This is a genomic window from Allobosea sp. (assembly GCF_030695125.1).
Taxonomy (GTDB): Bacteria; Pseudomonadota; Alphaproteobacteria; order Rhizobiales; family Beijerinckiaceae; genus Allobosea.
Map to the genome: position 1 here is coordinate 274,725 of NZ_JAUYTP010000008.1, position 24,055 is coordinate 298,779.

General features: G+C 67.4%; 24 protein-coding genes and 2 riboswitches. Of the genes, 7 read left to right on the forward strand and 17 right to left on the reverse strand.

The window, feature by feature from the left end:
- Positions 1-9: 9 nt before the first annotated feature.
- The 9 genes from thrC to coxB all read right to left on the reverse strand — a co-directional run bounded on the left by thrC (position 10) and on the right by coxB (position 8,438).
- Positions 10-1,425, reverse strand: a complete 1,416-nt coding sequence (thrC, locus tag Q8S38_RS02565) for a threonine synthase (RefSeq protein ID WP_305678844.1) — start codon at positions 1,423-1,425, stop codon at positions 10-12.
- Between the two features lie 215 nt (positions 1,426-1,640).
- Entirely contained in the window at positions 1,641-2,426 is a 786-nt protein-coding gene (locus tag Q8S38_RS02570) for an SURF1 family protein (protein ID WP_305678845.1), read from the reverse strand.
- On the reverse strand, positions 2,423-2,797 hold the full coding sequence (locus Q8S38_RS02575) for a DUF983 domain-containing protein (protein WP_305678846.1): 375 nt from the start codon (positions 2,795-2,797) through the stop codon (positions 2,423-2,425). Before Q8S38_RS02575 ends, Q8S38_RS02570 begins: the two co-directional genes overlap by 4 nt.
- Positions 2,798-3,043: 246 nt before the next feature.
- Positions 3,044-3,901, reverse strand: coding sequence for a cytochrome c oxidase subunit 3 (locus tag Q8S38_RS02580; RefSeq protein ID WP_305678847.1), 858 nt, complete (start codon positions 3,899-3,901; stop codon positions 3,044-3,046).
- Between the two features lie 52 nt (positions 3,902-3,953).
- Complete coding sequence (locus Q8S38_RS02585; RefSeq protein WP_305678848.1) at positions 3,954-4,583, reverse strand: cytochrome c oxidase assembly protein; 630 nt, start codon at positions 4,581-4,583, stop codon at positions 3,954-3,956.
- Positions 4,583-4,756, reverse strand: coding sequence for a hypothetical protein (locus tag Q8S38_RS02590; RefSeq protein WP_305678849.1), 174 nt, complete (start codon positions 4,754-4,756; stop codon positions 4,583-4,585). Before Q8S38_RS02590 ends, Q8S38_RS02585 begins: the two co-directional genes overlap by 1 nt.
- Positions 4,753-5,700, reverse strand: a complete 948-nt coding sequence (locus Q8S38_RS02595) for a heme o synthase (RefSeq protein WP_305678850.1) — start codon at positions 5,698-5,700, stop codon at positions 4,753-4,755. The genes Q8S38_RS02590 and Q8S38_RS02595 overlap by 4 nt, the downstream gene beginning before the upstream one ends.
- Positions 5,701-5,846: 146 nt before the next feature.
- On the reverse strand, positions 5,847-7,478 hold the full coding sequence (gene ctaD / locus Q8S38_RS02600; RefSeq protein WP_305678851.1) for a cytochrome c oxidase subunit I: 1,632 nt from the start codon (positions 7,476-7,478) through the stop codon (positions 5,847-5,849).
- Positions 7,479-7,562: 84 nt separating this feature from the next.
- A complete protein-coding gene (coxB, locus tag Q8S38_RS02605; protein ID WP_371125817.1) occupies positions 7,563-8,438 on the reverse strand; it encodes a cytochrome c oxidase subunit II in 876 nt (291 codons plus the stop codon).
- Positions 8,439-8,856: 418 nt separating this feature from the next.
- On the opposite strand from coxB, the gene Q8S38_RS02610 reads away from it, so the two are divergent.
- The 6 genes from Q8S38_RS02610 (at position 8,857) to gcvPB (ending at position 15,402) form a co-directional block, all read left to right on the forward strand.
- Positions 8,857-9,366: an invasion associated locus B family protein gene (locus Q8S38_RS02610; RefSeq protein ID WP_305678852.1), complete on the forward strand. Its 510-nt coding sequence runs from the start codon at positions 8,857-8,859 to the stop codon at positions 9,364-9,366.
- Positions 9,363-9,968 carry a hypothetical protein gene (locus tag Q8S38_RS02615; RefSeq protein ID WP_305678853.1) on the forward strand — a complete coding sequence of 202 codons (606 nt, stop codon included), beginning with the start codon at positions 9,363-9,365 and terminating at the stop codon, positions 9,966-9,968. The genes Q8S38_RS02610 and Q8S38_RS02615 overlap by 4 nt, the downstream gene beginning before the upstream one ends.
- A 156-nt stretch (positions 9,969-10,124) precedes the next feature.
- A riboswitch (glycine riboswitch) is annotated at positions 10,125-10,224 on the forward strand.
- Positions 10,225-10,335: riboswitch (glycine riboswitch) on the forward strand.
- Between the two features lie 51 nt (positions 10,336-10,386).
- Positions 10,387-11,544, forward strand: a complete 1,158-nt coding sequence (gcvT, locus tag Q8S38_RS02620) for a glycine cleavage system aminomethyltransferase GcvT (RefSeq protein ID WP_305678854.1) — start codon at positions 10,387-10,389, stop codon at positions 11,542-11,544.
- A 36-nt stretch (positions 11,545-11,580) separates the two neighbouring features.
- The gene (gene gcvH, locus Q8S38_RS02625; RefSeq protein WP_305678855.1) at positions 11,581-11,955 is read left to right on the forward strand and encodes a glycine cleavage system protein GcvH; all 375 of its coding nucleotides are present in this window, start codon (positions 11,581-11,583) and stop codon (positions 11,953-11,955) included.
- A gap of 123 nt (positions 11,956-12,078) precedes the next feature.
- Positions 12,079-13,419 (forward strand): aminomethyl-transferring glycine dehydrogenase subunit GcvPA, encoded by a 1,341-nt coding sequence (gene gcvPA, locus Q8S38_RS02630; protein WP_305678856.1) that lies wholly within the window; start codon positions 12,079-12,081, stop codon positions 13,417-13,419.
- A 408-nt stretch (positions 13,420-13,827) separates the two neighbouring features.
- Positions 13,828-15,402 carry an aminomethyl-transferring glycine dehydrogenase subunit GcvPB gene (gene gcvPB / locus Q8S38_RS02635; RefSeq protein ID WP_305678857.1) on the forward strand — a complete coding sequence of 525 codons (1,575 nt, stop codon included), beginning with the start codon at positions 13,828-13,830 and terminating at the stop codon, positions 15,400-15,402.
- 6 nt (positions 15,403-15,408) lie between these two features.
- Here gcvPB and Q8S38_RS02640 read toward each other — a convergent pair whose 3' ends face one another.
- Together Q8S38_RS02640 and Q8S38_RS02645 are read right to left on the reverse strand one after the other, a co-directional pair.
- Entirely contained in the window at positions 15,409-15,834 is a 426-nt protein-coding gene (locus Q8S38_RS02640; protein ID WP_305678858.1) for a type II toxin-antitoxin system VapC family toxin, read from the reverse strand.
- Positions 15,831-16,094 carry a type II toxin-antitoxin system Phd/YefM family antitoxin gene (locus Q8S38_RS02645; RefSeq protein ID WP_305678859.1) on the reverse strand — a complete coding sequence of 88 codons (264 nt, stop codon included), beginning with the start codon at positions 16,092-16,094 and terminating at the stop codon, positions 15,831-15,833. Before Q8S38_RS02645 ends, Q8S38_RS02640 begins: the two co-directional genes overlap by 4 nt.
- Before the next feature lie 175 nt (positions 16,095-16,269).
- On the opposite strand from Q8S38_RS02645, the gene Q8S38_RS02650 reads away from it, so the two are divergent.
- Positions 16,270-17,502, forward strand: a complete 1,233-nt coding sequence (locus Q8S38_RS02650; RefSeq protein ID WP_305678860.1) for a L,D-transpeptidase family protein — start codon at positions 16,270-16,272, stop codon at positions 17,500-17,502.
- A 160-nt stretch (positions 17,503-17,662) separates the two neighbouring features.
- Here Q8S38_RS02650 and Q8S38_RS02655 read toward each other — a convergent pair whose 3' ends face one another.
- From Q8S38_RS02655 to Q8S38_RS02680, 6 genes are all read right to left on the reverse strand, one after another.
- Positions 17,663-18,139, reverse strand: coding sequence for a F0F1 ATP synthase subunit B family protein (locus Q8S38_RS02655; RefSeq protein ID WP_305678861.1), 477 nt, complete (start codon positions 18,137-18,139; stop codon positions 17,663-17,665).
- Between the two features lie 11 nt (positions 18,140-18,150).
- Positions 18,151-18,732 (reverse strand): F0F1 ATP synthase subunit B family protein, encoded by a 582-nt coding sequence (locus tag Q8S38_RS02660; RefSeq protein WP_305678862.1) that lies wholly within the window; start codon positions 18,730-18,732, stop codon positions 18,151-18,153.
- Positions 18,733-18,860: 128 nt separating this feature from the next.
- Positions 18,861-19,088 (reverse strand): F0F1 ATP synthase subunit C, encoded by a 228-nt coding sequence (locus Q8S38_RS02665; RefSeq protein WP_305678863.1) that lies wholly within the window; start codon positions 19,086-19,088, stop codon positions 18,861-18,863.
- A gap of 64 nt (positions 19,089-19,152) precedes the next feature.
- Positions 19,153-19,914 (reverse strand): F0F1 ATP synthase subunit A, encoded by a 762-nt coding sequence (locus Q8S38_RS02670; RefSeq protein WP_305678864.1) that lies wholly within the window; start codon positions 19,912-19,914, stop codon positions 19,153-19,155.
- Positions 19,915-19,960: 46 nt separating this feature from the next.
- The gene (locus tag Q8S38_RS02675) at positions 19,961-20,389 is read right to left on the reverse strand and encodes an AtpZ/AtpI family protein (RefSeq protein ID WP_305678865.1); all 429 of its coding nucleotides are present in this window, start codon (positions 20,387-20,389) and stop codon (positions 19,961-19,963) included.
- Between the two features lie 153 nt (positions 20,390-20,542).
- Positions 20,543-23,998 carry a chromosome segregation SMC family protein gene (locus tag Q8S38_RS02680; RefSeq protein WP_305678866.1) on the reverse strand — a complete coding sequence of 1,152 codons (3,456 nt, stop codon included), beginning with the start codon at positions 23,996-23,998 and terminating at the stop codon, positions 20,543-20,545.
- Between the last annotated feature and the right edge of the window lie 57 nt (positions 23,999-24,055).

Below are 24,055 nucleotides of genomic sequence, written 5' to 3' on the forward strand. Positions count from 1 at the left end.
TTTTCGCACTCATGCCGCGGCGCTCCGGACGGCCCGGGCCTTGGCCCGCACGAAGGCCTCGATCGCGCCTTGGTCGTTGGGCAGCGAGGAGAACCGCTCCTGCCGCTCCATCAGATCGGCAAGATGGGCCGGGAGAGCCGGCGTCTCGCCGCTGGCGAGCTTCACAGCGGCCGGGAACTTGGCGGGGTGCGCGGTCCCCAGCACAATCATCGGCGTCGCGAGGTCCTTCAGCAGACCCCCGCGCGCGGCCGCGACGCCCACCGCCGTATGCGGATCGAGCAGATAGCCTGCCTCGCGCCAGGTCCGGCCGATCTCGGCAGAGGTCGCCGCCTCGTCGATGCCGACGGCGTCGAACTCGGCGCGGATGGCGGCCAGCGGTTCGGCTGCGATCTCGAAGCGCCCCGATTGCTGGAGGGACTGCATCAGCCGGCGCACGGCTGCGCCGTCCCGGCCATGCACCTCGAACAGCAGCCGCTCGAAATTCGAGGAGATCTGGATGTCCATCGAGGGCGAGGTTGTCGCGTGCACGCCCTTCATCTCATAGGCGCCGGTGGCGAGCGTGCGCGCCAGGATGTCGTTGCTGTTGGTGCCGATCAGCAGGCGCTCGATCGGCAGACCCATGCGCTTGGCGACAAAGCCGGCCAGCACGTCGCCGAAATTCCCGGTCGGCACGGCAAACGAGACCTTGCGGCCAGGGGCACCGAGCGAGACGGCCGCGGTGAAGTAATACACCACCTGCGCGGCGATCCGGGCCCAGTTGATCGAGTTCACGCCCGACAGGCCGATCTCGTCGCGGAAGGCGTGGTGGTTGAACAGCGCCTTCACCAGGTTCTGGCAGTCGTCGAAGGTGCCGTCGACCGCGATGGCATGGACATTGTCGGCCTCGACCGTCGTCATCTGCCGACGCTGCACGTCCGAGACGCGGCCCTGCGGATAGAGGATGAAAATGTCGACCCGCTCGAGCCCCTTGAAGGCGTCGATCGCTGCGCCGCCGGTGTCGCCTGAGGTCGCGCCGACGATGGTGGCTCGCTCGCCGCGCAGCTTCAGGACATGGTCCATCAGCCGCCCGAGCAGCTGCATCGCGACGTCCTTGAAGGCGAGCGTCGGGCCGTGGAACAGCTCCAGCACGAAGAGATTGTCGCCGATCTGGTTCAGCGGGCAGACTGCCGGGTGCCGGAAGGTGCCGTAGGCCTCCGCGATCATCGCAGACAGCGCGGCCCCCTCGACATCGCCATCCGCCAGCGCGCCAATGACCCGCTCCGCGACCTGCGCATAGCTCTGACCGGAGAAGCCGGCGATCTCGTCCTGCGTTATCGCAGGCCAGCTCTCGGGCACATAAAGCCCGCCATCGCGGGCGAGCCCGGCGAGCAGCGCATCGGAAAAGGAGAGGGCGGGAGCCTCCCCGCGGGTGGACACATGCAGCACGGCGTCTTGTCTCGGTGATCGGGGCAGGGCGTGATCGTGGGGGAAGCTATAGGCCCGTGGGTCGCGGAGGGCAAAGGGCGAGCGGCACGCAAAGCGGCTAGAGACAGGGCACTCCGTCATGCTCGCCCTCGTGGCGAGCATCCACGTCTCGATCATAGGGCTCGACGCAAGAGACGTGGATGGTCGGGACAAGCCCGACCATGACGGCGAGTAGGCTATGGATTGCCTTGTCCGTCTTTCCCGCGCCCCTGCCAGGCAAACGCCGCAAACACCCCGATCAGCGTCGCCGCCAGCCCGAACCAGGTCAGCGCATAGGAGAGGTGGTTGTCGGGGATGCGCGCGATCAGCTCGTTGGCATCGACGCCGGCCGGGGGCGTCAGCCCGTCGCCCTGGCGCTCGGCCTCGAGATAGAACGGTGCCGCTGCCCCGATACCCAGCGAGGCGGCGATCGCTGCCGGATCTCGGGTGTAGAACTCGCGATTGGCCGGCAGATCGGCCGGCGTGAAGGAGCCGCGGCCTTCCGGCGCGCGCAGGAAGCCGGTGACGGTCGCAGGCCCCGAGGCCGGCTTGATCTCGCGCAGCCGCCCTTCCGGCACGAAGCCGCGATTGACCAGGATGACGCCGCCATCGGCGAGCCTAAACCCCTGGAAGATCCAGCGGCCGAAGCCGGCAAGCTGGCGTGTTCCCCGTTCGCCGGCGGCGATGGTCGTGCGGACCCCGGCGAAGGGGCCATCGATGAAGGTTCCCAGTGCGCTCACCCGCGTCAGGTCGAGCGTGGCGGGATCGAGAGAAGCCCAGTTCGCGGCGGCCGGCATGGCGGCGGGCGCGCCGGCGGCCTGCGCGGCGAGCCGGTCGATGAAGACGCGCTTCTCGCTCATCCGCGCGATCTGCCACGCCCCGAGTGTGCACAGGATGGCAACACCGAGGATCGACAGCAGCGCCGGCCAGAGCAGGCGGGGACGGCGCGGGGAGAGGGCGGCCGAGGGGGCGGTCTCGCTCACTTTTCGAGCCTGCCTTCCTGCGCCTTGTGGACATATTGCAGCGACACCGCGAGGCCTTTCATCGGGCGCAGCAGGGCGAGGCAGACGATCACCGCCAGCGGCAGCCAGATCGCCAGATGCAGCCAGATCGGCGGCTCATAGGCGATCTCGACATAAAGCGCCGCGCCCAGCACCGAAAAGCCCGCGATCAGCATGATGAACACCGCCGGCCCGTCGGCCGAATCGGCGAAGCTGAAGTCCAGCCCGCAGGCCGCGCAGCGCGGGCGCACCTTCAGGAAGCCTTCGAACAACAGGCCCTCGCCACAGCGGGGGCAGCGCCCGGCGAGGCCGGTCTTGTAGGGCGAGGGCAGGTGGACGTGATCGTCGGCCATGGCGGCCTCCTGGAGTGTCATGCCAGAGCACGACGACACCGGTCGAAAACGCGACCGTCATCCTGGACAAGCCGCGAAGCGGCGCAGCTCCGGGATCCATCATCGGGCGACATCCTGCCCGATGATGGATCCCGGGACGACCTGCGGTCGCCCAGGATGACGACGTGGTTCAACGCGAAATCATCAGCTCTAGAAAGCGCAAAGGCGGCCGCGAGGCCGCCTTTGCCGTTGCGATGTCGTTGCAGCTCAGTGCGCGCCGGGCGTGCCGGCCGCCCAGACATAGATCGCGGCGAACAGGAACAGCCAGACCACGTCGACGAAATGCCAGTACCAGGCTGCGAACTCGAAGCCGAGATGCTGGGCCGGCTTGAAGTGGCCGAGATAGACCCGGTACAGGCAGACCGCCAGGAAGATCGTGCCGATCACCACATGCGCGCCGTGGAAGCCGGTCGCCATGAAGAAGGTCGCGCCGTAGATATGGCCGGCGAAGGCGAAGGAGGCGTGCGAGTATTCGTAGATCTGGCAGATCGTGAACAGCACGCCGAGAATGACGGTCAGCCACAGCGCCTGCTTCAGCCCGGCCCGGTCGTTATGGATCAGGGCGTGGTGGGCCCAGGTCACGGTCGTGCCCGAGGTCAGCAGGATCAGCGTGTTGAGCAGCGGCAGGTGCCAGGGATCGAAGGTCTGGATGCCGGTCGGGGGCCAGACGCCGCCGGTGAATTCCTTGCGGGTGTAGTTGATGGCCTCGCCGGCGAACAGGCTGGCGTCGAAGAAGGCCCAGAACCAGGCGACGAAGAACATCACCTCGGAGGCGATGAACATCAGCATGCCGTAGCGGTGATGCATCTGCACGACGCGGGTGTGGTGGCCCTCATGCTCGGCCTCGCGCACCACATCCATCCACCAGGCGAGGAAGGTGTAGAGCACGCCGAGCGTGCCGATCCCGAAGACGAGCGGGCCGAGCTTCATGCCGCCCAGTTCCATCGCCTTCATCCACATCACGGCGCCGGTCGCCATGATCGTCGCGCTGGCCGAGCCGACGAGCGGCCACGGGCTCGGATCGACGAGGTGGTAGTCGTGGTTCTTGGTGTTGGCCCCGGCCATCGTGATCAGTCTCCGCGTCCGACTATGTAGCGCTCGTTTCCGGCGCCGATCTCTACAGGTTCGATTTGCCCGCGTCACCCTTGACGGGGGCTGCTGCACCCTGGGCGAGGGGTTGCCCGCCCTTCGAGGCGAAATAGGTATACGACAAGGTCACCGCCTTGAGCCCGTCGAGTTCGCGCTTATCGGCGATTTCGGGGTCGATGTAGAACACCACCGGGGCCTCCAGGCTCTCGCCGGGCTGCAGCGTATGCTCGGTGAAGCAGAAGCACTGGATCTTGACGAAGAAGGCGGCACCCTTGTCAGGCGCGATGTTGTAGCTCGCGATGCCGGTCGAGGGCCGGTCGGTGCGGTTGGTGATCTTGTAGAACACCGTCTTGGTCTCGCCGACGCGCAGGGTGACCTCGGGGCTTTCGGCCTCGAACTTCCAGCCCAGATTGGGCGCGACATTGGCGTCGAACCGCACCGACATCGTCCGGTCCAGGATCGTGCTGGCGCCGGCCGTCCCGACCATGGGCGTGCCGCCGAAGCCCGTCACCCGGCAGAACATGTCGTAGAGCGGCACGGCGGCGAAGGACAGGCCGGTCATGCCCATCACGACGCCGAGGCACACCAGCACGGTGCGGCTGTTCTTGTGAGACCGCCCCTGCGGCGGCGTCGGTGCGGTTTTCGCAGATATGTCCATCACAGCGGCCTGTTGAGGATGGCGGGACCCGTCTTGACCAACGTTACGATGAAGAAAAACACCACGAGCCCACCGAGCACGAGTGCGAGTGCGATCGAACGACGGCGGCGGCGCGCCATGTCCTCCGGCGAAAAGGCCGCGGGGACGATGGGCTGCTTGACGGGTTCGGTCATCCGATCACCTTGGGCAGCGCCCACATCAGGCCGAGGCCGTTCTCGACCAGCAGGACGGCAAAGAGACCGAACAGATACAGGATCGAAAAGCCGAACAGGCGGTAGCAGGCCTTGGTCGCGGCCTCGCCCTCGGTCGTCCGCCAGACGCGAATGGAGAGCGCGATCATCACCAGCCCGGTCGCGATCGAGACGATGAGATAGGCCAGCCCGCCGAAGCCCATCAGGGCGGGCAGCACGGCGACCGGGGCCATCGCCAGCGTGTACAGCACGATCTGGCGGCGCGTCGCGGCGGGGCCTGCGGCGTTGGGCATCATCGGGATGCCGGCGCGGCCGTAATCGGCCGCCTTGACCAGCGCCAGCGCCCAGAAATGCGGCGGCGTCCACAGGAATATGATCGCAAACAGCACGATCGAATGAATGCCGAGATCGCCGGTGACGACCGCCTCGCCGATCATCGGCGGAAAGGCGCCCGCCGCACCGCCGATGACGATGTTCTGCGGCGTCCAGCGCTTCAGCCACATCGAATAGACCACGGCGTAGAAGAAGATCGTGAAGGCGAGCATCGCCGCCGAGAGCAGATTGGCGACCAGCCCCAGCACGATCACCGACCCGACCGACAGCGTCAGCCCGAAGGCGAGCGCCTCCGAGGGCAGCACGCGGCCCGCCGGAATCGGGCGCTTGGCGGTGCGGCTCATCAATTGGTCGATGTCGGCGTCGTACCACATGTTGAGGCAGCCCGACGCGCCGGCGCCCACGGCGATTGCCAGCAGGGCCGCGAACGCGATCACCGGATGCACCGAGCCCGGCGCGGTCGCCATGCCGGCCATCGCCGTGATCACGACCAGCGACATCACGCGCGGCTTGAGCAGCGCAAAGAAATCGCGCGCCTCCCCGGTGGAGGTCAGCGTGGCGCTATCGGTCTGGGTGTCGAAAGCAGCAGACATCGGCTTTGTGGTCTCGATTCCCGTCAACGCGTCGGATGCGCGTTCCGGTCAGGTTCAGCGGCATTGGCCGCCCGTCTCCGGAACGCCTGCGCGAGGCGCTCGGGGGAGGGGCGGCGGCGGGCCCTGGGGCCCGCCGCCTGTGACGATCAGTGGTCCGAGCCGGCGATGCGCGGCAGCGTCTCGAACTGGTGGAAGGGCGGCGGCGAGGACAGCGTCCACTCCAGCGTGGTGGCGCCTTCGCCCCACGGATTGTCGCCGGCGAGCTCCTTGCGGGTGAAGGCGACATAGAGGCCGTAGAAGAAGATCAGCAGGCCGCCGGCGAAGATGTAGGAGCCGATCGACGACCAGTAGTGCCAGCCCGCGAAGGCGTCGGGATAGTCCACATAGTGACGCGGCATGCCGGCCAGCCCGAGGAAGTGCTGCGGGAAGAACAGCAGGTTCGAGCCGAAGAAGGCCACCCAGAAATGCAGCTTTCCGATCCAGTCCGGGATGATGTAGCCGCTCATCTTCGGGAACCAGTAGTAGAAGCCGGCGAAGATGCCGAACACGGCGCCCAGCGACAGCACGTAGTGGAAATGCGCCACGACGTAGTAGGTCGCATGCAGCGAGCGATCGACGCCGGCATTGGCCAGCACGACGCCGGTGACGCCGCCGACTGTGAACAGGAAGATGAAGCCGATCGCCCAGACCATCGGCGCGGTAAAGCGAATCGAGCCGCCCCACATCGTCGCGATCCAGGAGAAGATCTTGATGCCGGTCGGCACCGCGATGACCATCGTCGCGAACACGAAATAGCGCTGCGTGTTGAGCGACAGGCCGGCGGTGTACATGTGGTGCGCCCACACGATGAAGCCGACGACGCCGATCGCCACCATGGCGTAGGCCATGCCGAGATAGCCGAAGATCGGCTTGCGCGAGAAGGTCGAGATGATGTGGCTGATGATGCCGAAGGCCGGCAGGATCATGATGTAGACTTCCGGGTGCCCGAAGAACCAGAACAGGTGCTGGTACAGGATCGGGTCGCCGCCGCCGGCCGGGTCGTAGAAGGTCGTGCCGAAGTTGCGGTCGGTCAGCAGCATGGTGATCGCGCCCGCCAGAACCGGCAGCGCCAGCAGCAGCAGGAAGGCCGTCACCAGCACGCCCCAGGCGAACAGCGGCATCTTGTGCATGGTCATGCCGGGCGCGCGCATGTTCAGGATCGTGGTGATGAAGTTGATCGCGCCGAGGATCGAGGCCGCACCCGCCAGGTGCAGCGCGAAGATGCCGAAATCCACCGCCGGGCCCGGATGTCCGGAGGATGAGAAGGGCGGATAGATCGTCCAGCCGGTTCCGACGCCCTTGGCGCCCGGGGCGCCGTCCATGAACATCGACATGATCAGCAGGATGAAGGCGGCGACCGTCAGCCAGAACGAGACGTTGTTCATGCGCGGGAACGCCATGTCCGGCGCGCCGATCATCAGCGGCACGAACCAGTTGCCGAAGCCGCCGATGACGGCGGGCATGACCATGAAGAAGATCATGATCAGGCCGTGGCCGGTGACGAAGACGTTGTAGCTCTGGCCGTTGGCGAAGATCTGCAGGCCCGGCTGCTGCAACTCGATGCGCATCATGATCGAGAGGAAACCGCCGACCAGCCCCGCCACGATCGAGAAGATCAGGTAGAGCGTGCCGATATCCTTGTGGTTGGTCGACATCAGCCAACGGCGCCACCCGGTCGGGTGGGCATGTTCGGCGTCGTGATGTCCGTGGGCGGGAGCGTGCGGAGCCGCTGTTGCCATCGCCTTGGTCTCCTCGTGCGAAATCGGTTCGCGACAGTCAGTCAAATCGGGGTCGATGCGGGCATCGCCCGCATGATGGGAAGGCTACTGGCCGGCGACCGCGACCTTGCCGGCCGCGTCGCCGGCATTGGCGAATTTCTGCTTCGATTCGGCCAGCCACGCGGTGTAGCGCTCCTGGCTGACGACGCGGAAGGCGATCGGCATGTAGGCGTGATTCTGCCCGCAGATGAACGAGCACTGGCCGTAATAGATGCCTTCGCGATCGGCCTTGAACCAGGTTTCGTTCAGGCGGCCGGGGATGGCGTCGATCTTGATGCCGAAGGACGGCACGGTGAACTTGTGGATCACGTCGGCGGCGGTGACCTGGACGCGAACGATCTTGCCGACCGGCACCAGGGCCTCGTTGTCGACGGCGAGCAGGCGAGGCGCCTCTGCGGCGGCGATCTTGTTGCCCGCGATCGCCTCGGCGCGCTGCTTCTCGTCGAGCATCAGCGAATCGAAGGTGAAGGCGGCGCCGTCCTGCGGGTACTCATAGGACCAGTACCACTGCTTGCCGGTCACCTTCACGGTGATGTCGGCCTGCGGGATTTCGAGCTGGAGCTTGAGCAGCCGGAAGGACGGGATGGCGATGACGACCAGGATCAGCACCGGAACGACCGTCCAGGCGACCTCGAGCAGCGCGTTATGCGTCGTCTTCGACGGGGTCGGGTTGGCCTTCTCGTTGAAGCGCCAGGCCACATAGATCAGCAGCCCCAGCACGAAAATCGTGATCGCGAAGATGATGACGTTCAGCCAGTCGCTGAACCAGCGGATATAGGCGGCGACTTCGGTCGCGGCGCCCTGCAGGTTGAGCTGCCACGGGCTCGGCATGCCGGTCCCGGCGGTGGCGACGTCGGGAAGCAGCGTCGTCGCGCAGACGGCGAGGGCCGATGCGGCCACGGTGGCTAAGGTCCTGCTCATAAATCGCATCGATCCGACATAGCTCCTCATCACGCCGCGCCCGGGCAGTGTGCTTTGGCATCCCCCGGGATGTCCGTCGCCCGCTTCAACCCATGCACGACCATTGCGACCGCGAGGTCACCTTGCTCTTCGGGATTGCGATAAATCAAAGATCACGCTTGCGCCAGAGGGGCAATGCGAGGCGCCGACGCATCCTATGCGGCATAATCGCGCGAGATCGAGCCCGCCGCGACGGGTGACGAGCGGGCTGCGCCTTGACAGGGCGGAGCCTGCATGGTCCCAACGCAATCGATTGATCAGCCGCGGCGGGCTTCCCTTTGCGGGGTCGCCATGATGCCCCAATCCTCCTCATAGACATGCGAGGCGGGATATGGAGGCGGGCCCGGCATAAGTCCGCCGGTTTGGAGGAAACGCAGCGATGGGTAGGATCATCGGACCTGTCTGCGCCGCCGCGCTGTCGCTGGCCGCCATGGGCATGACGGCCGGCACGGCGCTGGCGCAGGGCGCCGTCAAGTCGACGCATGGCGACTGGCAGATGCGCTGCGAGGTGCCGCCCGGCGCCAAGACCGAGCAATGCGCGCTCGTCCAGAACGTCGCGGCCGAGGACCGGCCGAACCTGACGCTGCTCGTGATCGTGCTCAAGACCGCCGATCAGAAGAGCCGGCTCCTGCGCGTGGTCGCCCCGCTCGGCGTGCTGCTGCCGTCGGGGCTCGGCCTCAAGATCGACGACAAGGACATCGGCCGCGCCGGCTTCGTGCGCTGCCTGACCACCGGCTGTGTCGCCGAGGTGGTGATGGACGACACGCTGCTCGGGCAGCTCAAGGGCGGCAAGAGCGCCACCTTCATCGTGTTTCAGACGCCGGAAGAGGGGGTGGGCGTTCCCGTCTCCCTCAACGGCTTTGGCCCCGGCGTGGAGACCCTGCCGTGAGTGATGCGCTTTTTCGTCGGCCCAGCCTGCTGGCCGTCCCTTTCCTCTGCCTCGGCCTCGCCGGCTGCGGTTCGTCGGGCTCGTCCTCGGGGCAGCCGAGCGCGATGCAGACGTTCGGCAACGTCGTGATGTTCCAGTCGACGACGCCTCCGCCGGCCGACCAACTGCCGAAGGACGAGGAGGATGAGCGCCTGATCTGCCCGGAGGTGGTCATCGCCGATGGCGGCGCCGCGGTGCGAGCCCAGTCCGGCCAGGACAGTGGCGGCCTGCGCCACCAGATCTCGATCCTGAACGTTGCGCGCGAATGCACGCCCACCGGCAATGGCGGCTATCGCCTCAAGGTCGGCGTCGAAGGCCGCATCCTGCTCGGCCCCGCCGGCGGCCCCGGCACCTATGGCGCGACGCTGACGACGCTCGTCACCCGCGGCACGACGCAGATCGCCCGCCGCAGCGCGCGCGTCGGCGGCACGGTCGCATTGGGGCAGGGCGGCACCGATTTCTCGCATGTCGAGGACGGCATCGTGGTCCCCGCCGGTCGCGGCGAGGTCGAGATCATCGTCGGCCTCGGCGCTGGCGCGGCCATGCCGGCGCGTCGGCGCTGAGCAGCGGAAAGCCGCGGCAAGACCTGATTGCCTCCCACCGCAAGCGGGGGAGGGAATTCGAAGCCTGCGCTGCAAAGAGTCGCGCGGGTTGCCTGTTAAGAAGGCAGCGCCGCGATTGACTTGGGCGGGGCGTCTAGTATCTCTGCCCCCAGCCGCAACATCCCCGCGGGAGAGACCGGGACTGGTTCAGGCCAGACCCGGCGCCGAAGGCGCAACCGCCCCGGAAACGCTCAGGCAAACGGACCGCGTGGGAACTGGCACTCTGGAAAGCGGCGGGAGAAATCCCGTCCACCGACGGGTGTAACCTGTCCGGCGCCACCATGCCGGCTCGGGGAAATCTCTCAGGTTCCAAGACAGAGGGGGCGCGTTCCGGACACATCCGTCCGGGGCTTGCGCTCGACTCTGGAAGGGGCCGTCGATGGATGCCGCTGTTGCCGATGCCGGGGCTTCGCCCGAGGCCATCGTACTCAAGACCCCCCTCCATGCCCGCCATGTCGCGCTCGGCGCCCGCATGGTGCCCTTCGCCGGCTACGACATGCCGGTGCAGTACCCCACTGGCATCCTGACCGAGCACAACTGGACCCGCGAGAAGGCCGGTCTCTTCGACGTCTCGCATATGGGCCAGTGCTTCCTGGTCGGCCCCGATCACGAGACCACGGCGCGCGCCCTCGAGGCGCTGATTCCCGCCGATATCGTCAATCTCGCGCCGGGCAAGCAGCGCTATTCGCAGCTCCTGAACGAGGAGGGCGGCATTCTCGACGATCTGATGGTGACGCGCTCGATCGATCCCGACGAGGACGGCGCGCTCTATCTCGTCGTCAACGCCGCCTGCAAGACGGACGACTACGCCCATATCGAGGCGCGCCTGCCGGCAAACGTGAAGCTGATCCGGGCCGAGCATCGCGGCCTGATCGCGATCCAGGGCCCGGCGGCCGAAGCGGCGCTGGCCGCGATCGCCCCCGAGGCCCGCGAGATGGCCTTCATGACCTCGCGCACCATGAAGGTCGCCGGCATCAAGGCCAATGTCAGCCGTTCCGGCTACACCGGCGAGGACGGCTACGAGATTTCGGCCGCAGCCACCAAGATCGGCGAGATCTGGGACACGCTGCTGCTCGACGCCACGGTCAAGCCGATCGGGCTTGGCGCGCGTGATTCGCTGCGGCTGGAAGCCGGCCTGTGCCTCTACGGGCACGACATCGACACCACGACATCCCCCGTCGAGGCCGCGCTGACCTGGTCGATCCAGAAGCGCCGCCGCGAGGAGGGGGGCTTCCCCGGTGCCGCCCGCATCCAGCGCGAATTTGCCGAGGGCGTCGGCCGCGTCCGCGTCGGCCTGCTGCCGGAAGGCCGGGCTCCCGCTCGCGAGGGCGCCGAGATCGCCACCCCCGAGGGCGAGATCGTCGGCAAGGTCACCTCCGGGGGCTTCGGCCCGACGCTGAACGCCCCCTGCGCCATGGGCTATGTCGCCAAGGCGCACAGCGCGCCGGGCACCCCGCTCCACCTGATCGTGCGCGGCAAGCCTCTGCCGGCCGTCGTGGCGGCGATGCCCTTCGTCCCCAACGGCTACAAGCGCTGAACCTCACCCCGTTTTCTGTTCCCGGAGACTGAACTCATGTCCGAGACCCGCTACACCAAGGACCACGAATACATCCGCATCGAGGGCGATACCGGCATCGTCGGCATCACCGACTTCGCCCAGGGCCAGCTCGGCGACGTCGTCTTCGTCGAATTGCCCAGCCTCGGAAAGACCGTCGCCAAGGGCGGCGAGGCGGCCGTGGTCGAGAGCGTGAAGGCGGCCTCCGAGGTCTACGCGCCGGTCTCCGGCGAGGTCGTGGCCGTCAACAGCGAACTCGAAGGCGCGCCCGGCACGGTCAACGAGGATCCCTCCGGCAAGGGCTGGTTCCTGAAGCTCAAGCTCAGCGACGCCGCCGAGCTGGAGGGCCTGATGAGCGAGGCCGAGTACCAGAACTACCTCAAGACGCTGTGAGCCGAACCTCCCCGTCATTCTCGGACGCAGCGAAGCGGAGATCCGAGAATCTCGTGAGGAGAGGGCACTGGTTGAAGAGATGCTCGGGTCAGGCCCGAGCATGACGCCATTCGAGGAAAACCCATGCGCTATCTCCCCCTGACCGACACCGACCGCGAGGACATGCTCGCCCGCATCGGCGTCGCGGATGTCGATGCCCTGTTCTCCGACGTGCCGGCCGACAAGTTGCTGAAGGCGCCCGTCGATCTGCCGCGTGCCCGGGGCGAGCTCGAAGTCGAGCGCATCATGGCCAAGATGTCGGCCCGCAACGTCGCGGCCTCCTCAGTGCCCTTCTTCGTCGGCGCCGGTGCCTACAAGCACCATGTCCCGGCGACGGTCGACCATCTGATCCAGCGCTCGGAATTCCTGACAAGCTACACGCCCTACCAGCCCGAGATCGCGCAAGGGACCCTGCAATATCTCTTCGAATTCCAGACGCAGGTCGCGGCGCTGACCGGCATGGATGTCGCCAACGCCTCGATGTATGACGGCTCGACCGGCACCGGCGAGGCCGTGCTGATGGCGCACCGCGTCACCAAGCGCAAAAAGGCCGTGCTGTCGGGCGGCCTCCACCCGCACTATGCCGATGTCGTGCGCACGCTGTCGGAGATGGCGAGCGACACGGTCGTCTCGCTGCCGCCCGATGTGACGGCCGGCGAGGACATCCTCGCCCAGATCGATGACGAGACCTCCTGCGTCGTCGTCCAGAATCCCGACGTCTTCGGCAATCTGCGCGACCTGAAGCCGATCGCCGCCAAGGCCCATGCCCATGGCGCGCTGCTGATCGCGGTCTTCACCGAGGTCGTCTCGCTGGGCGCCATCGAGCCGCCGGGCGCGCAGGACGCCGACATCGTCGTCGGCGAGGGCCAGTCGATCGGCAATGCCCTGAACTTCGGCGGCCCCTATGTCGGGCTCTTCGCCGCCAAGTCGAAATACATCCGCCAGATGCCGGGCCGGCTCTGCGGCGAGACGGTCGATGCCGCCGGCCAGCGCGGCTTCGTGCTGACGCTCTCGACGCGCGAGCAGCATATCCGCAGGGACAAGGCGACCTCGAACATCTGCACGAATTCCGGCCTCTGCTGCCTGGCCTTCACCATCCATATGACGTTGCTCGGCCAGACGGGGCTGGAGCGCCTCGCTGAGGTCAACCACGCCAATGCCGTGGCGCTCGCCGACGCGCTGGCCGGTGTGAAGGGCGTGTCTGTGCTCAACGACAGCTTCTTCAACGAGTTCACCGTGAAGCTGCCCAGGCCGGCGGCCGATGTGGTCGAAGCGCTCGCAGCGAAGGGCATTCTCGGCGGCGTGCCGGTGTCGCGCCTGCTGCCGCAGGCGGGGCTCGACGACCTGCTCCTGATCGCTTCGACCGAAGTCAACACGAACGAGGATCGGGCGGCCTTCGTGGCGGCGCTCGCGGAGGTGCTGTGATGGCACTGGATAATCGAGAAATACTAATCGATTTTACATCGAAAAAGACTCCGGAAGCCTGGAAAAATTTAGTAATCGATTTTTCCTATAATTTTACCGACATGTACTTCAAGTTAATCGGATGGTTAATTGCTTTGTCGGCGCTCTTATTGTTATTTTCTAGGACAAAATCAATATTAATATTAGCAATATACATGATAGGTCAGTCGCTAGTAATATTATTTTTATATAATTTGTTTATAAATAGACTGACAATTAAGGTTTCTTCGTCGAACGATAATATAAATTTGGTATTAACGGTATTTATAGGGTTAATTGGTGCGGCTGCTTCGGTGTTCGTTCCGTTGAAAATCCTGTCGTATTTCGCGATGGCTCAAATCGTGCCGACTTCAAAGTAGGATCTTAAAGATGCTGAACCGTCAGGGACGTCCCACCCAGGGCACCGTGTCCGCCCATGAGCCGCATGCGACCTTCACCGGCAACCGCGCGCTGCAGCAGATCGAGCCGCTGATCTTCGAGATCGGCCATCCCGAGACCACCGGCGTCGACATCGACGCGCCCGCGCCGTTCAAGAGCCGCCTCGGCAGCCACGCCCGCAAGGGCGAGATCGGCCTGCCCGGCCTCTCCGAGCCCGAGGCGATGCGCCACTATGTGCGCCTCAGCCAGAAGAACTACGGCATCGACACCGGGCTCTTCCCGCTCGGCTCCTGCACGATGAAGCACAATGCCCGCCTCAACGAGAAGACGGCGCGCATGCCCGGCTTCTCCGACGTGCACCCGCTTCAGCCGGTCTCGACCGTGCCGGGCGCGCTCGAGGTCATGCTCGAGCTCTCGCGCTATCTGATGACGCTGACCGGCATGCCGGCCGTCGCCCTGTCACCCAAGGCCGGTGCCCATGGCGAGGCCTGTGGCATGATGGCGATCAAGGCCGCCATCGCCGCCAAGGGCGAGGGCGCGACCCGCAATGTCGTGCTCGTCCCCGAATCGGCGCACGGCACCAACCCGGCGACCGCAGCCCTGATCGGCTTCTCGGTGCGCTCCGTCCCGGCGCGCCCGGACGGCACCGTCGCGGTCGAGGACGTCAAGGCCCTGCTGGGCCCCGACATCGCCGCGATCATGCTGACCAACCCCAACACCTGCGGCATCTTCGAGCCGCAGATCGTCGAGATCGCCGCCGCGATGCATGAGGCCGGCGCGTATTTCTACTGCGACGGCGCCAATTTCAACGCCATCGTCGGCAAGGCCCGGCCGGGTGATCTCGGCGTCGACGCCATGCACATCAACCTGCACAAGACCTTCTCGACGCCCCATGGCGGCGGCGGCCCAGGCTCGGGCCCGGTCGTGCTGTCGGAGCGGCTTGCGCCCTTCGCGCCGATGCCGTTCATCCATGTCGAGGGCGGCGCGGCCCGCCTGGTCGAGAACGCCGCCGATGCGCCCGAGGGCAACCAGCCCTTCGGCCGCATGACCGCCTTCCATGGCCAGATGGGCATGTATGTCCGCGCGCTCACCTACATGCTCAGCCATGGTTCGGATGGCATGAAGCAGGCCTCAGAGGACGCGGTTCTGAACGCCAATTACATCCGCGCCGGCCTCTCGGACCTGATGTCGCTGCCGTTCCCGGATCACCCTTCGATGCACGAGGCGCTGTTCGACGATGAGTGGCTGAAGGGCACCGGCGTCACCACGCTCGACTTCGCCAAGGCGATGATCGACGAGGGCTATCACCCGATGACGGTGTATTTCCCGCTGGTCGTCCATGGCGCCATGCTGATCGAGCCGACCGAATCGGAATCGAAGGCCTCGCTCGACCTCTTCATCGCGACACTGCGCGACCTCGCCATGGCCGCCAAGGGCAACGACAAGCAGCGCTTCACCGGCGCCCCGCACCACGCCCCGCTGCGCCGCCTGGACGAGACCCGTGCCGCGCGCCAGCCCGTGCTGAAATGGGTCGCCCCGGCGCCGCTGGCGGAGGCGGCCGAGTAGGGGGCGTCAGGCCGCGTCCCAGGGGTTTAGGATCGGCAACCCGAGCCGTGCGAAATCCCGGACATTTCGCGTTACCAGGGTCAACCCATGAACCACGGCGGTGGCCGCCAGCATGGCGTCCATCATCTGGAGGTTCAGGCCGTCGCGACGCGACGCGGCCATGATGTCACCCCAAGCTGCCGCCGTCGGCAGGTCGAAGGGAAGCAGTCGTTCGCCGAAGCGGGAGGGCAGTTCCGTTTCGATCCAGTGCGCCAGCCGGTCACGACGGCGGCCGCTGTCCATCAGCGCCAGGCCGCGATGGAGTTCGGCCATGGTGACGACGCTGAGGTAGAGGCTGTCTTCGTTCACCTGCGCCAGGAACTGGATGACCTCGGCATTTGGCGCCGGCTTCTCGCCCTCGGAGATGACGTTCGTATCCAGCAGGAAGGTCACAGATCGATATCGCGCGGCGGCTGATCGTCACGCGTCAGGTCAATTCCGGAGCCGCGCAAGGGCGAATTGAGCAGGAAGTCAGCGAAGGTCCCCTTGCGGGTCGTCCTGCGTTCCCACTCCTCGACAGACACCACAACGGCGGTCGGTCTCCCGTTGCGGGTCACTGTTTGCGGACCCTCATTCGCCGCCTTCTCCATCAATTCGGAGAATCGTGCCTTTGCCGCGGCGACGCTCCAGAGGTGGTTCACAGCTATGGTCACGTGTGCCTCCTACGATGAAATGACCTAGATGGTCATGATAGTCACCGGCGGGAGATGCGACAAGACTCCCCAGCAACACTCCGACACCAAATCCTGCCACCGCCTTAAGCCTTCCTTGACCATGCGCGAGGGATGCTTCCGCTATGCGTCTGTGACGCTGTGTGGGATCACGTCCATGTCCGTGCGTTTCGTCAAAGCCTCCGTCGCCGCCCTGGCCCTTCTGCTCGGCGGCGTGGGAGCGCGGGCCACCGAGCCCAGCTACGGCCCCAACACCTATGATCGCACCCTCGAGGCGCTGATCGCCCATGAGGACATCGCCATCCGCGGTGGCTGGCCGAAGGTGCCCGCCAGCGTCACCGCGCTGAAGCCGGACGCTCAGGGGCCCGACGTTGCGGCGCTGAAGCAGCGCCTGGTGCTGAGCGGCGATCTGCCCGCCGACGCGCTGCCGGGTGACGTCTACGACGCGAATGTCGTCGCGGCCGTGAAGCGCTTCCAGGTCCGGCACGGCCTGTCGGATCTCGGCACCGTCGGGCGCCTCACGCTGAAGGCCATGAACACCCCCGTCGAAATGCGCCTCAACCAGCTCACCGCCACGCTGGAGCGGCTGAAGGGCAACGGCTTTTCCTTCGCCGAGCGCTATGTCGTGGTCAACATCCCCGGCGCCAGCGTCGAGGCGGTGGAGAACGGCCTCGTCCAGCGCCGCCACCTCGCCATCGTCGGCCGGCCCGACAGGCCCTCGCCGGTGCTGCAGGCCAACATCACCTCGGTCAATCTCAACCCGACCTGGACGGTGCCGACCTCGATCGTGAAGGCCGACATCATCCCGCATATGCGCAAGAATCCGGGCTTCCTCGCCAAGTCGCACATGAAGCTGCTCGGCGCCGAGAACCGCGAGATCGACCCCGCCACGGTCAACTGGGCTGGCCTGACCGCGCCCTATTTCACCGTGAGGCAGGATCCCGGCCCCGACAATGCGCTCGGCCAGATGAAGATCGACATGCCCAATACGGAAGCCGTCTATCTCCACGACACGCCGAAGCAATCGTTGTTCCGCAACGATGTCCGCTTCAACTCATCGGGCTGCGCCCGCGTCGAGGGCGTGCGCGATCTCGGCGCCTGGCTGCTGGAGGGCACCGAATGGACCACGCCGGCGCTGGAGGCGGAGATCGCCAAGGGGGAGCGCAAGAACATCCCCTTGAAGAAGTCCGTTCCCGTCGCCTGGGTCTATCTCACCGGCTGGCAGGGGGCCGACGGGCTGGTCCAGTTCCGCGAGGACATCTACGGGCTCGACACGCCGCAGGGCATCGTCACCTCGACCATTCCCGCCCGCAAGCCCAAGCCGAAGCTGATCGGCACCGGCGAGCCGAAGCCCGCCCCGCGCGCCCCGTCGAAGACCGCCGCGAACTGAAGAGCCCCGAAACTGCCGGCTGTGGCGGCGTCACGGCGGCCTTCGCCAGAGCGCATTGATCCGGAAACGCTCCGGCGTCGGTGAGAACGAAAAACGGCGCGACCCGAAGGTCGCGCCGTTGATCGACTTTATGGTGTCCGAGACACCGACGCTGGCGCGCTCAGTTCAGCTTGGCCTTGACCTCGTCGAGGCCGGTGGCGAACAGTGCGTCGCCGGCCTTGCCGCCGACCTGGGCGCGGATGATGATCTCCGCAGCCTTCGTCGCAGCCTCGGCGGCGGCGGCGCGAACATCGGCCTCGGCCTGGCTTTCGGCCTGCGCGATCTTCTCCTGTGCCGATTTCGTCCGGCGGGTGACGAAGTCGTTCAGCTTGGCCTCCGCCTCGGCAGCGAGGCGCTGGGCCTCCTCACCGGCGGCCGCGATGATCGAGGCGGCTTCGGTTTCGGCGGCCTTGCGCTTGGCCTCGTACTCCGCCAGCAGCTTCTCCGCTTCCAAGCGCAAGCGGCGCGCCTCGGCGAGCTCCTGCGCGACCTTCTCGCCGCGCCCGTCGAGCGCGGCGATGATCGCCTTCGGCACCCCGAAATAGGTCAGGATGCCGAGGAAGATGAAAAACGAGACGCCAACCCAGAAAGTATCCATCGGTCTTCTCCTCAGCCGCGCGCCAGAACCTGATCGACCGCCTCGGACGCCTCGGTGGCGCTCGGGGTCTGGCCGGTCAGCTTGGTGACGATCGCGACCGCGACCTCGCTGCCGAGACCGCGAACATTGGTCATGGCGCTGGTCTTGGTGGCGGCGATGGTGGCTTCGGCCTGGGCCAGCTTGGCGGCGAGTTCGCCCTCGACGGTGTGGCGGCGGGCGTCGGACGCCTTGGTGCTGGTGTCGCGCGCAGCCTGGGCGATGCCCTGGGCGTTCTTGCGGGCCTCTGTCAGGGCCGTCTCATAGGCGAGGGCGGTCGCTTCCGCCTTGGCCTGCATCTGCGCGGCATTGTCGAGATCGCGCGCGATGGTGGTCGCCCGCTCGTCAAGGATCGCGCCGACGCGCGGCAGGGCGATGGTCGACATCAGCCAGTAGAGCGCGCCGAAGGTGATGGCGAGCCAGAACAGCTGGCCGGCAAAGGTCGTGACGTCGAAGGGAGGGAAGGCGGCCTTCTCGCCGCTCAGCGACGGCGTGGCCGCGCCGGCCGCGCTCACCACCAGCGGCGCGGTCAGCACCGAGGCGACGAAGCCGGCCAAACCTTGCCTGACGAACCGTGAAGATCGAACCGGCATGGGCTGCCTTTCAGCGGAAGAGAATGGAAAGTCGCGCCCGATCCCGCGATCGGGAGTTCGGGCGCGACGGGAAGCCGGTGGTCGAAACGCGTTCAGACCACGAAGAGCAGGATCAGCGCGACGACGAAGGAGAAAATGCCCAGACCTTCGGCGAGCGCCGCGCCGATGAAGGCGCGCGGGAACTGGCCGTCGGCGGCCGACGGGTTGCGCAGCGCGCCCGAGAGGAAGTTGCCGAAGATCGTGCCGACGGCAATGGCGGCGAGGCCCATGCCGAGACAGGCGATACCCGCAGCGATGAATTTGGCAGCGACAGGATCCATAACTTTTCTCCAGGTGACAGGTTTGCGTAAAGGGAGGGGGTGAACGGGGGCTCGCCTCGGGCCGTCAGTGGCCCGGGTGGAGGGCGTCGTTGAGATAGACGCAGGCGAGGATGGCGAAGACATAGGCCTGCAGGAACGCCACCAGGAATTCCAGGGCCGTCAGGGCGATCGCGAGGATCATCGGCAGCGGCGCCAGCACGGTGAAGATGCTCACCTGCGCCGTCAGCATCACCACGAAGCCGCCGAAGACCTTGAGACCGATATGGCCGGCCAGCATGTTGCCGAACAGGCGCAGCGCCAGAGAGATCGGCCGCGACGCGAAGGAGACGACCTCGATCAGCACCATGAAGGGGATGAGCCAGGCCGGCGCACCGGACGGCACGAACAGCCCGAAGAAATGGCTGCCATGCTTGGCGATGCCGTAGATCAGCACGACGCTGATCACCAGGACCGCAAGGCCGGTGGTGACGATGATGTGGCTGGTGACCGTGAACGAACCCGGGATCATGCCGAGCAGGTTCGCCGTCAGCACGAACATGAACAGCGAGAACACCAGCGGGAAGAACTTCATGCCTTCGCGGCCCATCACACCGGTGACGGTGGAGGCGACGAACTCATAGGTAATCTCGGCGAGCGACTGAAGGCGGCCGGGAACGACGGCGCGCTGGCTCGAGCCATAGATCATGATCGCCGAGATCACGCCGACGGCGAAGACCATGAACAGCGACGCGTTGCTGAACGACAGGTCGAGGCCGAACGGCCGCAAGCCGATGATCGGCTTGATCTGGAATTGGGAAATCGGATCAATTCCGACGCCAGCCGCCATGTCGTTTCAGCCCCTTGTCGTGCGGCCTCTCGGCCGCCAGCCTTGGTCAGTCCTTTGGTGCGTCGTCTGTCGACCCGGAGGTCGGACGCGAACCGAGCCGATAGACGGAACGCAGCCCCGCAATGGCGCCGATCACCAGAAAGATGATCAGCAGGAACGGTGAGGTTCCCAGCCACCGGTCTGCGAGGATCCCGATCAGGGCGCCTGCGATGATGCCGCCTGCCAGATCCGTTGCGGCGCGAAAGCCTGAAGATACTGCGCCAGCCATGGCGCCGTCTCGTCCAGCCGGGCTCGCGCCCGGCTTTTCGTTCCCTTCCGCCTGCCCAAGGGCCGTCTTCAGGGAACCCAGTCTTGCGCGCAACTCCGAGTCTGAAGCGTTTTTGTCGGGTTCGGACATGGCGCTGGCCCCCTGAGAGATCGTGAAATGGCCACGATCCTGCAGAAAACCACACGATCCCTGTTCGAGCCCGCGCATCGAGCCGTCGTCAGCAGGGCCTCCTTTATTGCCCGCTCCCCACGCTGTCAAGGCAGGGTGGTGGAGCCTAACGCATTGGAATATCTATAAATTCGGCTCGGGTGCGACATTCTTGCCGCACTGCGAAGACGATTGTGGCGCTTTTTCACCGGCTCAGACCGCCTCGCGGATGCGCTCGGCCGTCGCGAGATCGACCGAGACCATCTGGCTGACGCCGCGCTCGGCCATGGTGACCCCGAAGAGACGGTCCATCCGGGCCATGGTGATCGGGTTGTGGGTGATCAGGATGAAGCGCGTCTGCGTATCGCGCGCCATTTCGTCGAGCAGGTTGCAGTAGCGTTCGACATTGGCGTCGTCGAGCGGCGCATCGACCTCGTCGAGCACGCAGATCGGCGACGGGTTGGTCAGGAACACCGCGAAAATGAGGGCGATCGCGGTGAGCGCCTGCTCCCCGCCCGAGAGGAGCGTCATCACCTGCGGCTTCTTGCCGGGCGGGCGGGCGAAGATCTCGAGCCCGGCATCGAGCGGGTCCTCGGCGTCGACCAGCTTCAGTTCCGCCGTGCCGCCGCCAAACAGCACGCCAAACAGCCTCTGGAACTGTGCGTTGACGATCTCGAAGGCGGCCAGCAGCCTTTCGCGGCCCTCGCGGTTGAGCGCGCCGATCGCCTGCCGCAGCCGGCGGATGGCCTCGCTCAGATCGTCGCGCTCGGCGGTGAGCCCCTCGCGCTTGGCCTTGATCGCCGTCAGCTCGTCCTCGGCCCGCAGATTGACCGCGCCGAGCCGCTCGCGCTCGGCCTTGAGCCCCGAAAGGCGCCGCTCGACGCCGTCGGGCTCGGGCGGCGTGTCGCCGGCTTTCAGGCCTGCCATCGCGCTGAGGCCGTCGAGCCCGGTTTCCAGCCCGTCCTCGATCTGCCGTGTCACATCCGCGACGCGCTGGCGCGCCGCATCGCGCCTCGCCTCGGCGGCGGCCCGGACTTCGCGGGCGCCGGCCAGCCCGTCGAGCGCGATTCGCGCCTGGCGGTCGGCCTCAGCCAGCGCCGCCTCGCCGACTGCCAGCCGGTCGGCCGCCGCGCGCCGCGCCGCCTCCGCAGTCTCGATCTCCGCGACGAGCCGGCGCCTTTCGGTGAGAAAGCTGTCGGGCGCTTCCTGCAGCGCCCGCTGCTCGGCGGCGACCGTCTCGATCCGGCTGCGCGTCTCGTCGGCGGTCTGGCTGCTGCGCGCCGCCCGTTCTCGCCAGGCGGCCATATCGGTTGCGATCGCGCTGCGGCGCTGCGCCCGCAACTCCGCCTCGCGCGACAGGGTCTGCACCCGCGCCCGCGCATCCGACGCCGCGATGCGCTGCTCGCCGAGCGCCACGCGTGCCGTCAGCAGCGTGCTGTCCAGCTCCGCCGAGGGCGGCAGCGCGGCCACCGCCTGTGCCTGGGTCGCGGCCTGCGCCGCGGCCTCGGCGATGGAGCGGCCGAGGCGTTCGATCGCCTCGGTCAGGGCCGAGCGCCGTGCCGCCGTCTCGGCCGCCTTGCGTTCGGCCGCGGCGAGCTGCTCGCGTGACTGGTCGAGCGTCCGCCGGGCCAGCCGCGCAACCTCCAGCGCCGCAGCCTCGGCCTGGCCGGCCGCCCTGGCGTCGCGCGTTGCGGCGTCGAGTGCGTCGCGGGCCGCTTCGGCGGCCTCCTGGGCGGCCTGGGCCTCGCGCTCGAGATCGTCGAGCCGGTTCTTCTCGGCCAGACGGCGCGCGGCGGGCGAGGGCGCCTCGGCCGCGCCGGTGAAACCGTCCCAGCGCCAGACGTCGCCCTCGCGCGACACCAGCCGCTGCCCGGGTTGCAGCGCCGCACGCAGGCGGGGGCCGTCCATGCGGGCGACGACGCCGATCTGCGCCAGCCGCCGACGCAGCGCCGCAGGCCCACGCACATGCGCGGCCAGGGGCTGAGCGCCCTCGGGCAAGGCGGGATCATCGGCGCCGGGGCCGGTATCGTGCCAATGGCTGGGTGCGGCGGTGTCCGTCGCCGCGTCGAGATCATCGCCCAGCGCCGCCCCGAGCGCGATCTCGAAGCCCTTGGCCACGGTCACCGCATCGAGGATCGCCGGCCAGCGCCCGCCGCCGGTCGGCGCAAGCAGCTTTTTCAGCGTCCGGATCTCGGTTTCGAGCCGCTGCGCCAGGCGGTCGGCCTCGGCGAGCGGCGCGCGCAGCTGCGTCTCGCGCTCGCGGGCGGTGGCCAGGGCTGTCCGGGCCGCGGCCGCGCCGGCATCGGCCTCGCGCATGGCGCTCTCGGCGGCCGCGAGCGCGCCACGCAAGCCGTCCAGCGGCACGGCGGCGCTGCCGGCGTCCAGCGCCGCCTGGTCGCGCAGCAGGCGCTCGCGCTCGGAGGCCGCACGGGCCTCGCGCTCCTGCGTCTCGCGCAGCGCCCGCTCGAGCGCGCCGCGTCGCGCGCCGAGCTCGGACAGGGCCGCCTGCGCCGCGCCATGTGCGGCCTCCGCCGCGGCCAGCGCCGCTTCGGCCTGCGTTAGCGTAGCGGTGGCGGCTTCGGCGCTCCCGGCCGCGCCCTCGCCGTCGCGGGCGAGCGCCGCATCCTCCTGGGCCAGGCGCGCCAGGCTCTCGCTGGCGTCGCGCGCCAGGCTGTCCTGCCGGGCGAGATCGCCCTGCAATTCGGCCAGCCGCCGGCCCAGTTCCTCCATGCGCTGCTTGGCGCGCCGGTTCTCGGCCACCAGCTCGTCGAGTCCGCGCTTGAGCCGCACCAATGCGGCAGCGGCTGCCGCCTCGCCGTCGCGCAGCGCCGGAAGCTCATGGGCGGCCACCGCCTGCCGCTTGGCGGCCTCCGCCTGGATGCCGGTCTGGTCGGCCACTGCGCGCTGCGCCGCATCGAGCGCCTGGCCCGCCTGCGCCTCCTGCAGCCGCGCCTCGTGGTGGGAGATCAGCGCCAGCGTCGCCTCGGCCCGGCGGATGTCGGCGGCGAGGCTGCGATAGCGCGAGGCCTGCCGCGCCTGGCGCTGCAGCGCCTCGATCTGCCCGTCGATTTCGCCGAGCACGTCTTCGAGCCGCGTCAGGTTCTCTTCCGCGCCCTTCAGCCGCAGCTCCGCCTCATGGCGGCGGCTGTGGAGGCCGGCGATGCCGGCGGCGTCCTCGAGGATGCGCCGGCGCGATTGCGGCTTGGCGGAGATGATCTCGGCGATCTGGCCCTGGCGCACGAGCGCCGGCGAGCGCGCGCCCGTCGCCGCATCGGCGAAGAGCAGCTGCACGTCGCGCGCGCGGACCTCCTTGCCGTTGACGCGGTAGGTCGAGCCTTCCTCCCGCTCGATCCGGCGGGTGACCTCGAGCACATCGGTCTCGTTGAAGGCGGCCGGCGCCTTGCGGTCGGCATTGTCGAGCGTCAGCGCGACCTCGGCCATGTTGCGGCCGGGGCGCTCGTTCGAGCCGGCGAAGATGACGTCGTCCATCCCCGAGCCGCGCATATTCTTGAACGAGCTTTCGCCCATCACCCAGCGCAGCGCTTCGACGAGGTTGGACTTGCCGCAGCCATTGGGGCCGACGACGCCGGTCAGCCCCGGCTCGATCAGGAATTCCGTTGGCTCGACGAAGGTCTTGAAGCCGGTGAGCTTGAGGCGCGTCAGCTGCATCGGCGCGCCCGGTCTTTGTGACCCTCCGCCGTCATCCCGGGCGATCGAAGATCGACC

Coding starts and splice junctions, on each gene's coding strand:
- Q8S38_RS02655 (WP_305678861.1), bottom strand. CDS start 18,139: ATGGATACTTTCTGGGTTGGCGTCTCGTTTTTCATCTTCCTCGGCATC.
- Q8S38_RS02585 (WP_305678848.1), bottom strand. CDS start 4,583: ATGGACATATCTGCGAAAACCGCACCGACGCCGCCGCAGGGGCGGTCT.
- gcvPB (WP_305678857.1), top strand. CDS start 13,828: ATGCTGAACCGTCAGGGACGTCCCACCCAGGGCACCGTGTCCGCCCAT.
- Q8S38_RS02610 (WP_305678852.1), top strand. CDS start 8,857: ATGGGTAGGATCATCGGACCTGTCTGCGCCGCCGCGCTGTCGCTGGCC.
- gcvH (WP_305678855.1), top strand. CDS start 11,581: ATGTCCGAGACCCGCTACACCAAGGACCACGAATACATCCGCATCGAG.
- Q8S38_RS02665 (WP_305678863.1), bottom strand. CDS start 19,088: ATGGATCCTGTCGCTGCCAAATTCATCGCTGCGGGTATCGCCTGTCTC.
- ctaD (WP_305678851.1), bottom strand. CDS start 7,478: ATGGCAACAGCGGCTCCGCACGCTCCCGCCCACGGACATCACGACGCC.
- Q8S38_RS02675 (WP_305678865.1), bottom strand. CDS start 20,389: ATGCGCGGGCTCGAACAGGGATCGTGTGGTTTTCTGCAGGATCGTGGC.
- Q8S38_RS02680 (WP_305678866.1), bottom strand. CDS start 23,998: ATGCAGCTGACGCGCCTCAAGCTCACCGGCTTCAAGACCTTCGTCGAG.
- Q8S38_RS02650 (WP_305678860.1), top strand. CDS start 16,270: ATGTCCGTGCGTTTCGTCAAAGCCTCCGTCGCCGCCCTGGCCCTTCTG.
- Q8S38_RS02590 (WP_305678849.1), bottom strand. CDS start 4,756: ATGACCGAACCCGTCAAGCAGCCCATCGTCCCCGCGGCCTTTTCGCCG.
- coxB (WP_371125817.1), bottom strand. CDS start 8,438: ATGAGCAGGACCTTAGCCACCGTGGCCGCATCGGCCCTCGCCGTCTGC.
- gcvPA (WP_305678856.1), top strand. CDS start 12,079: ATGCGCTATCTCCCCCTGACCGACACCGACCGCGAGGACATGCTCGCC.
- Q8S38_RS02580 (WP_305678847.1), bottom strand. CDS start 3,901: ATGGCCGGGGCCAACACCAAGAACCACGACTACCACCTCGTCGATCCG.
- Q8S38_RS02575 (WP_305678846.1), bottom strand. CDS start 2,797: ATGGCCGACGATCACGTCCACCTGCCCTCGCCCTACAAGACCGGCCTC.
- Q8S38_RS02670 (WP_305678864.1), bottom strand. CDS start 19,914: ATGGCGGCTGGCGTCGGAATTGATCCGATTTCCCAATTCCAGATCAAG.
- Q8S38_RS02595 (WP_305678850.1), bottom strand. CDS start 5,700: ATGTCTGCTGCTTTCGACACCCAGACCGATAGCGCCACGCTGACCTCC.
- gcvT (WP_305678854.1), top strand. CDS start 10,387: ATGGATGCCGCTGTTGCCGATGCCGGGGCTTCGCCCGAGGCCATCGTA.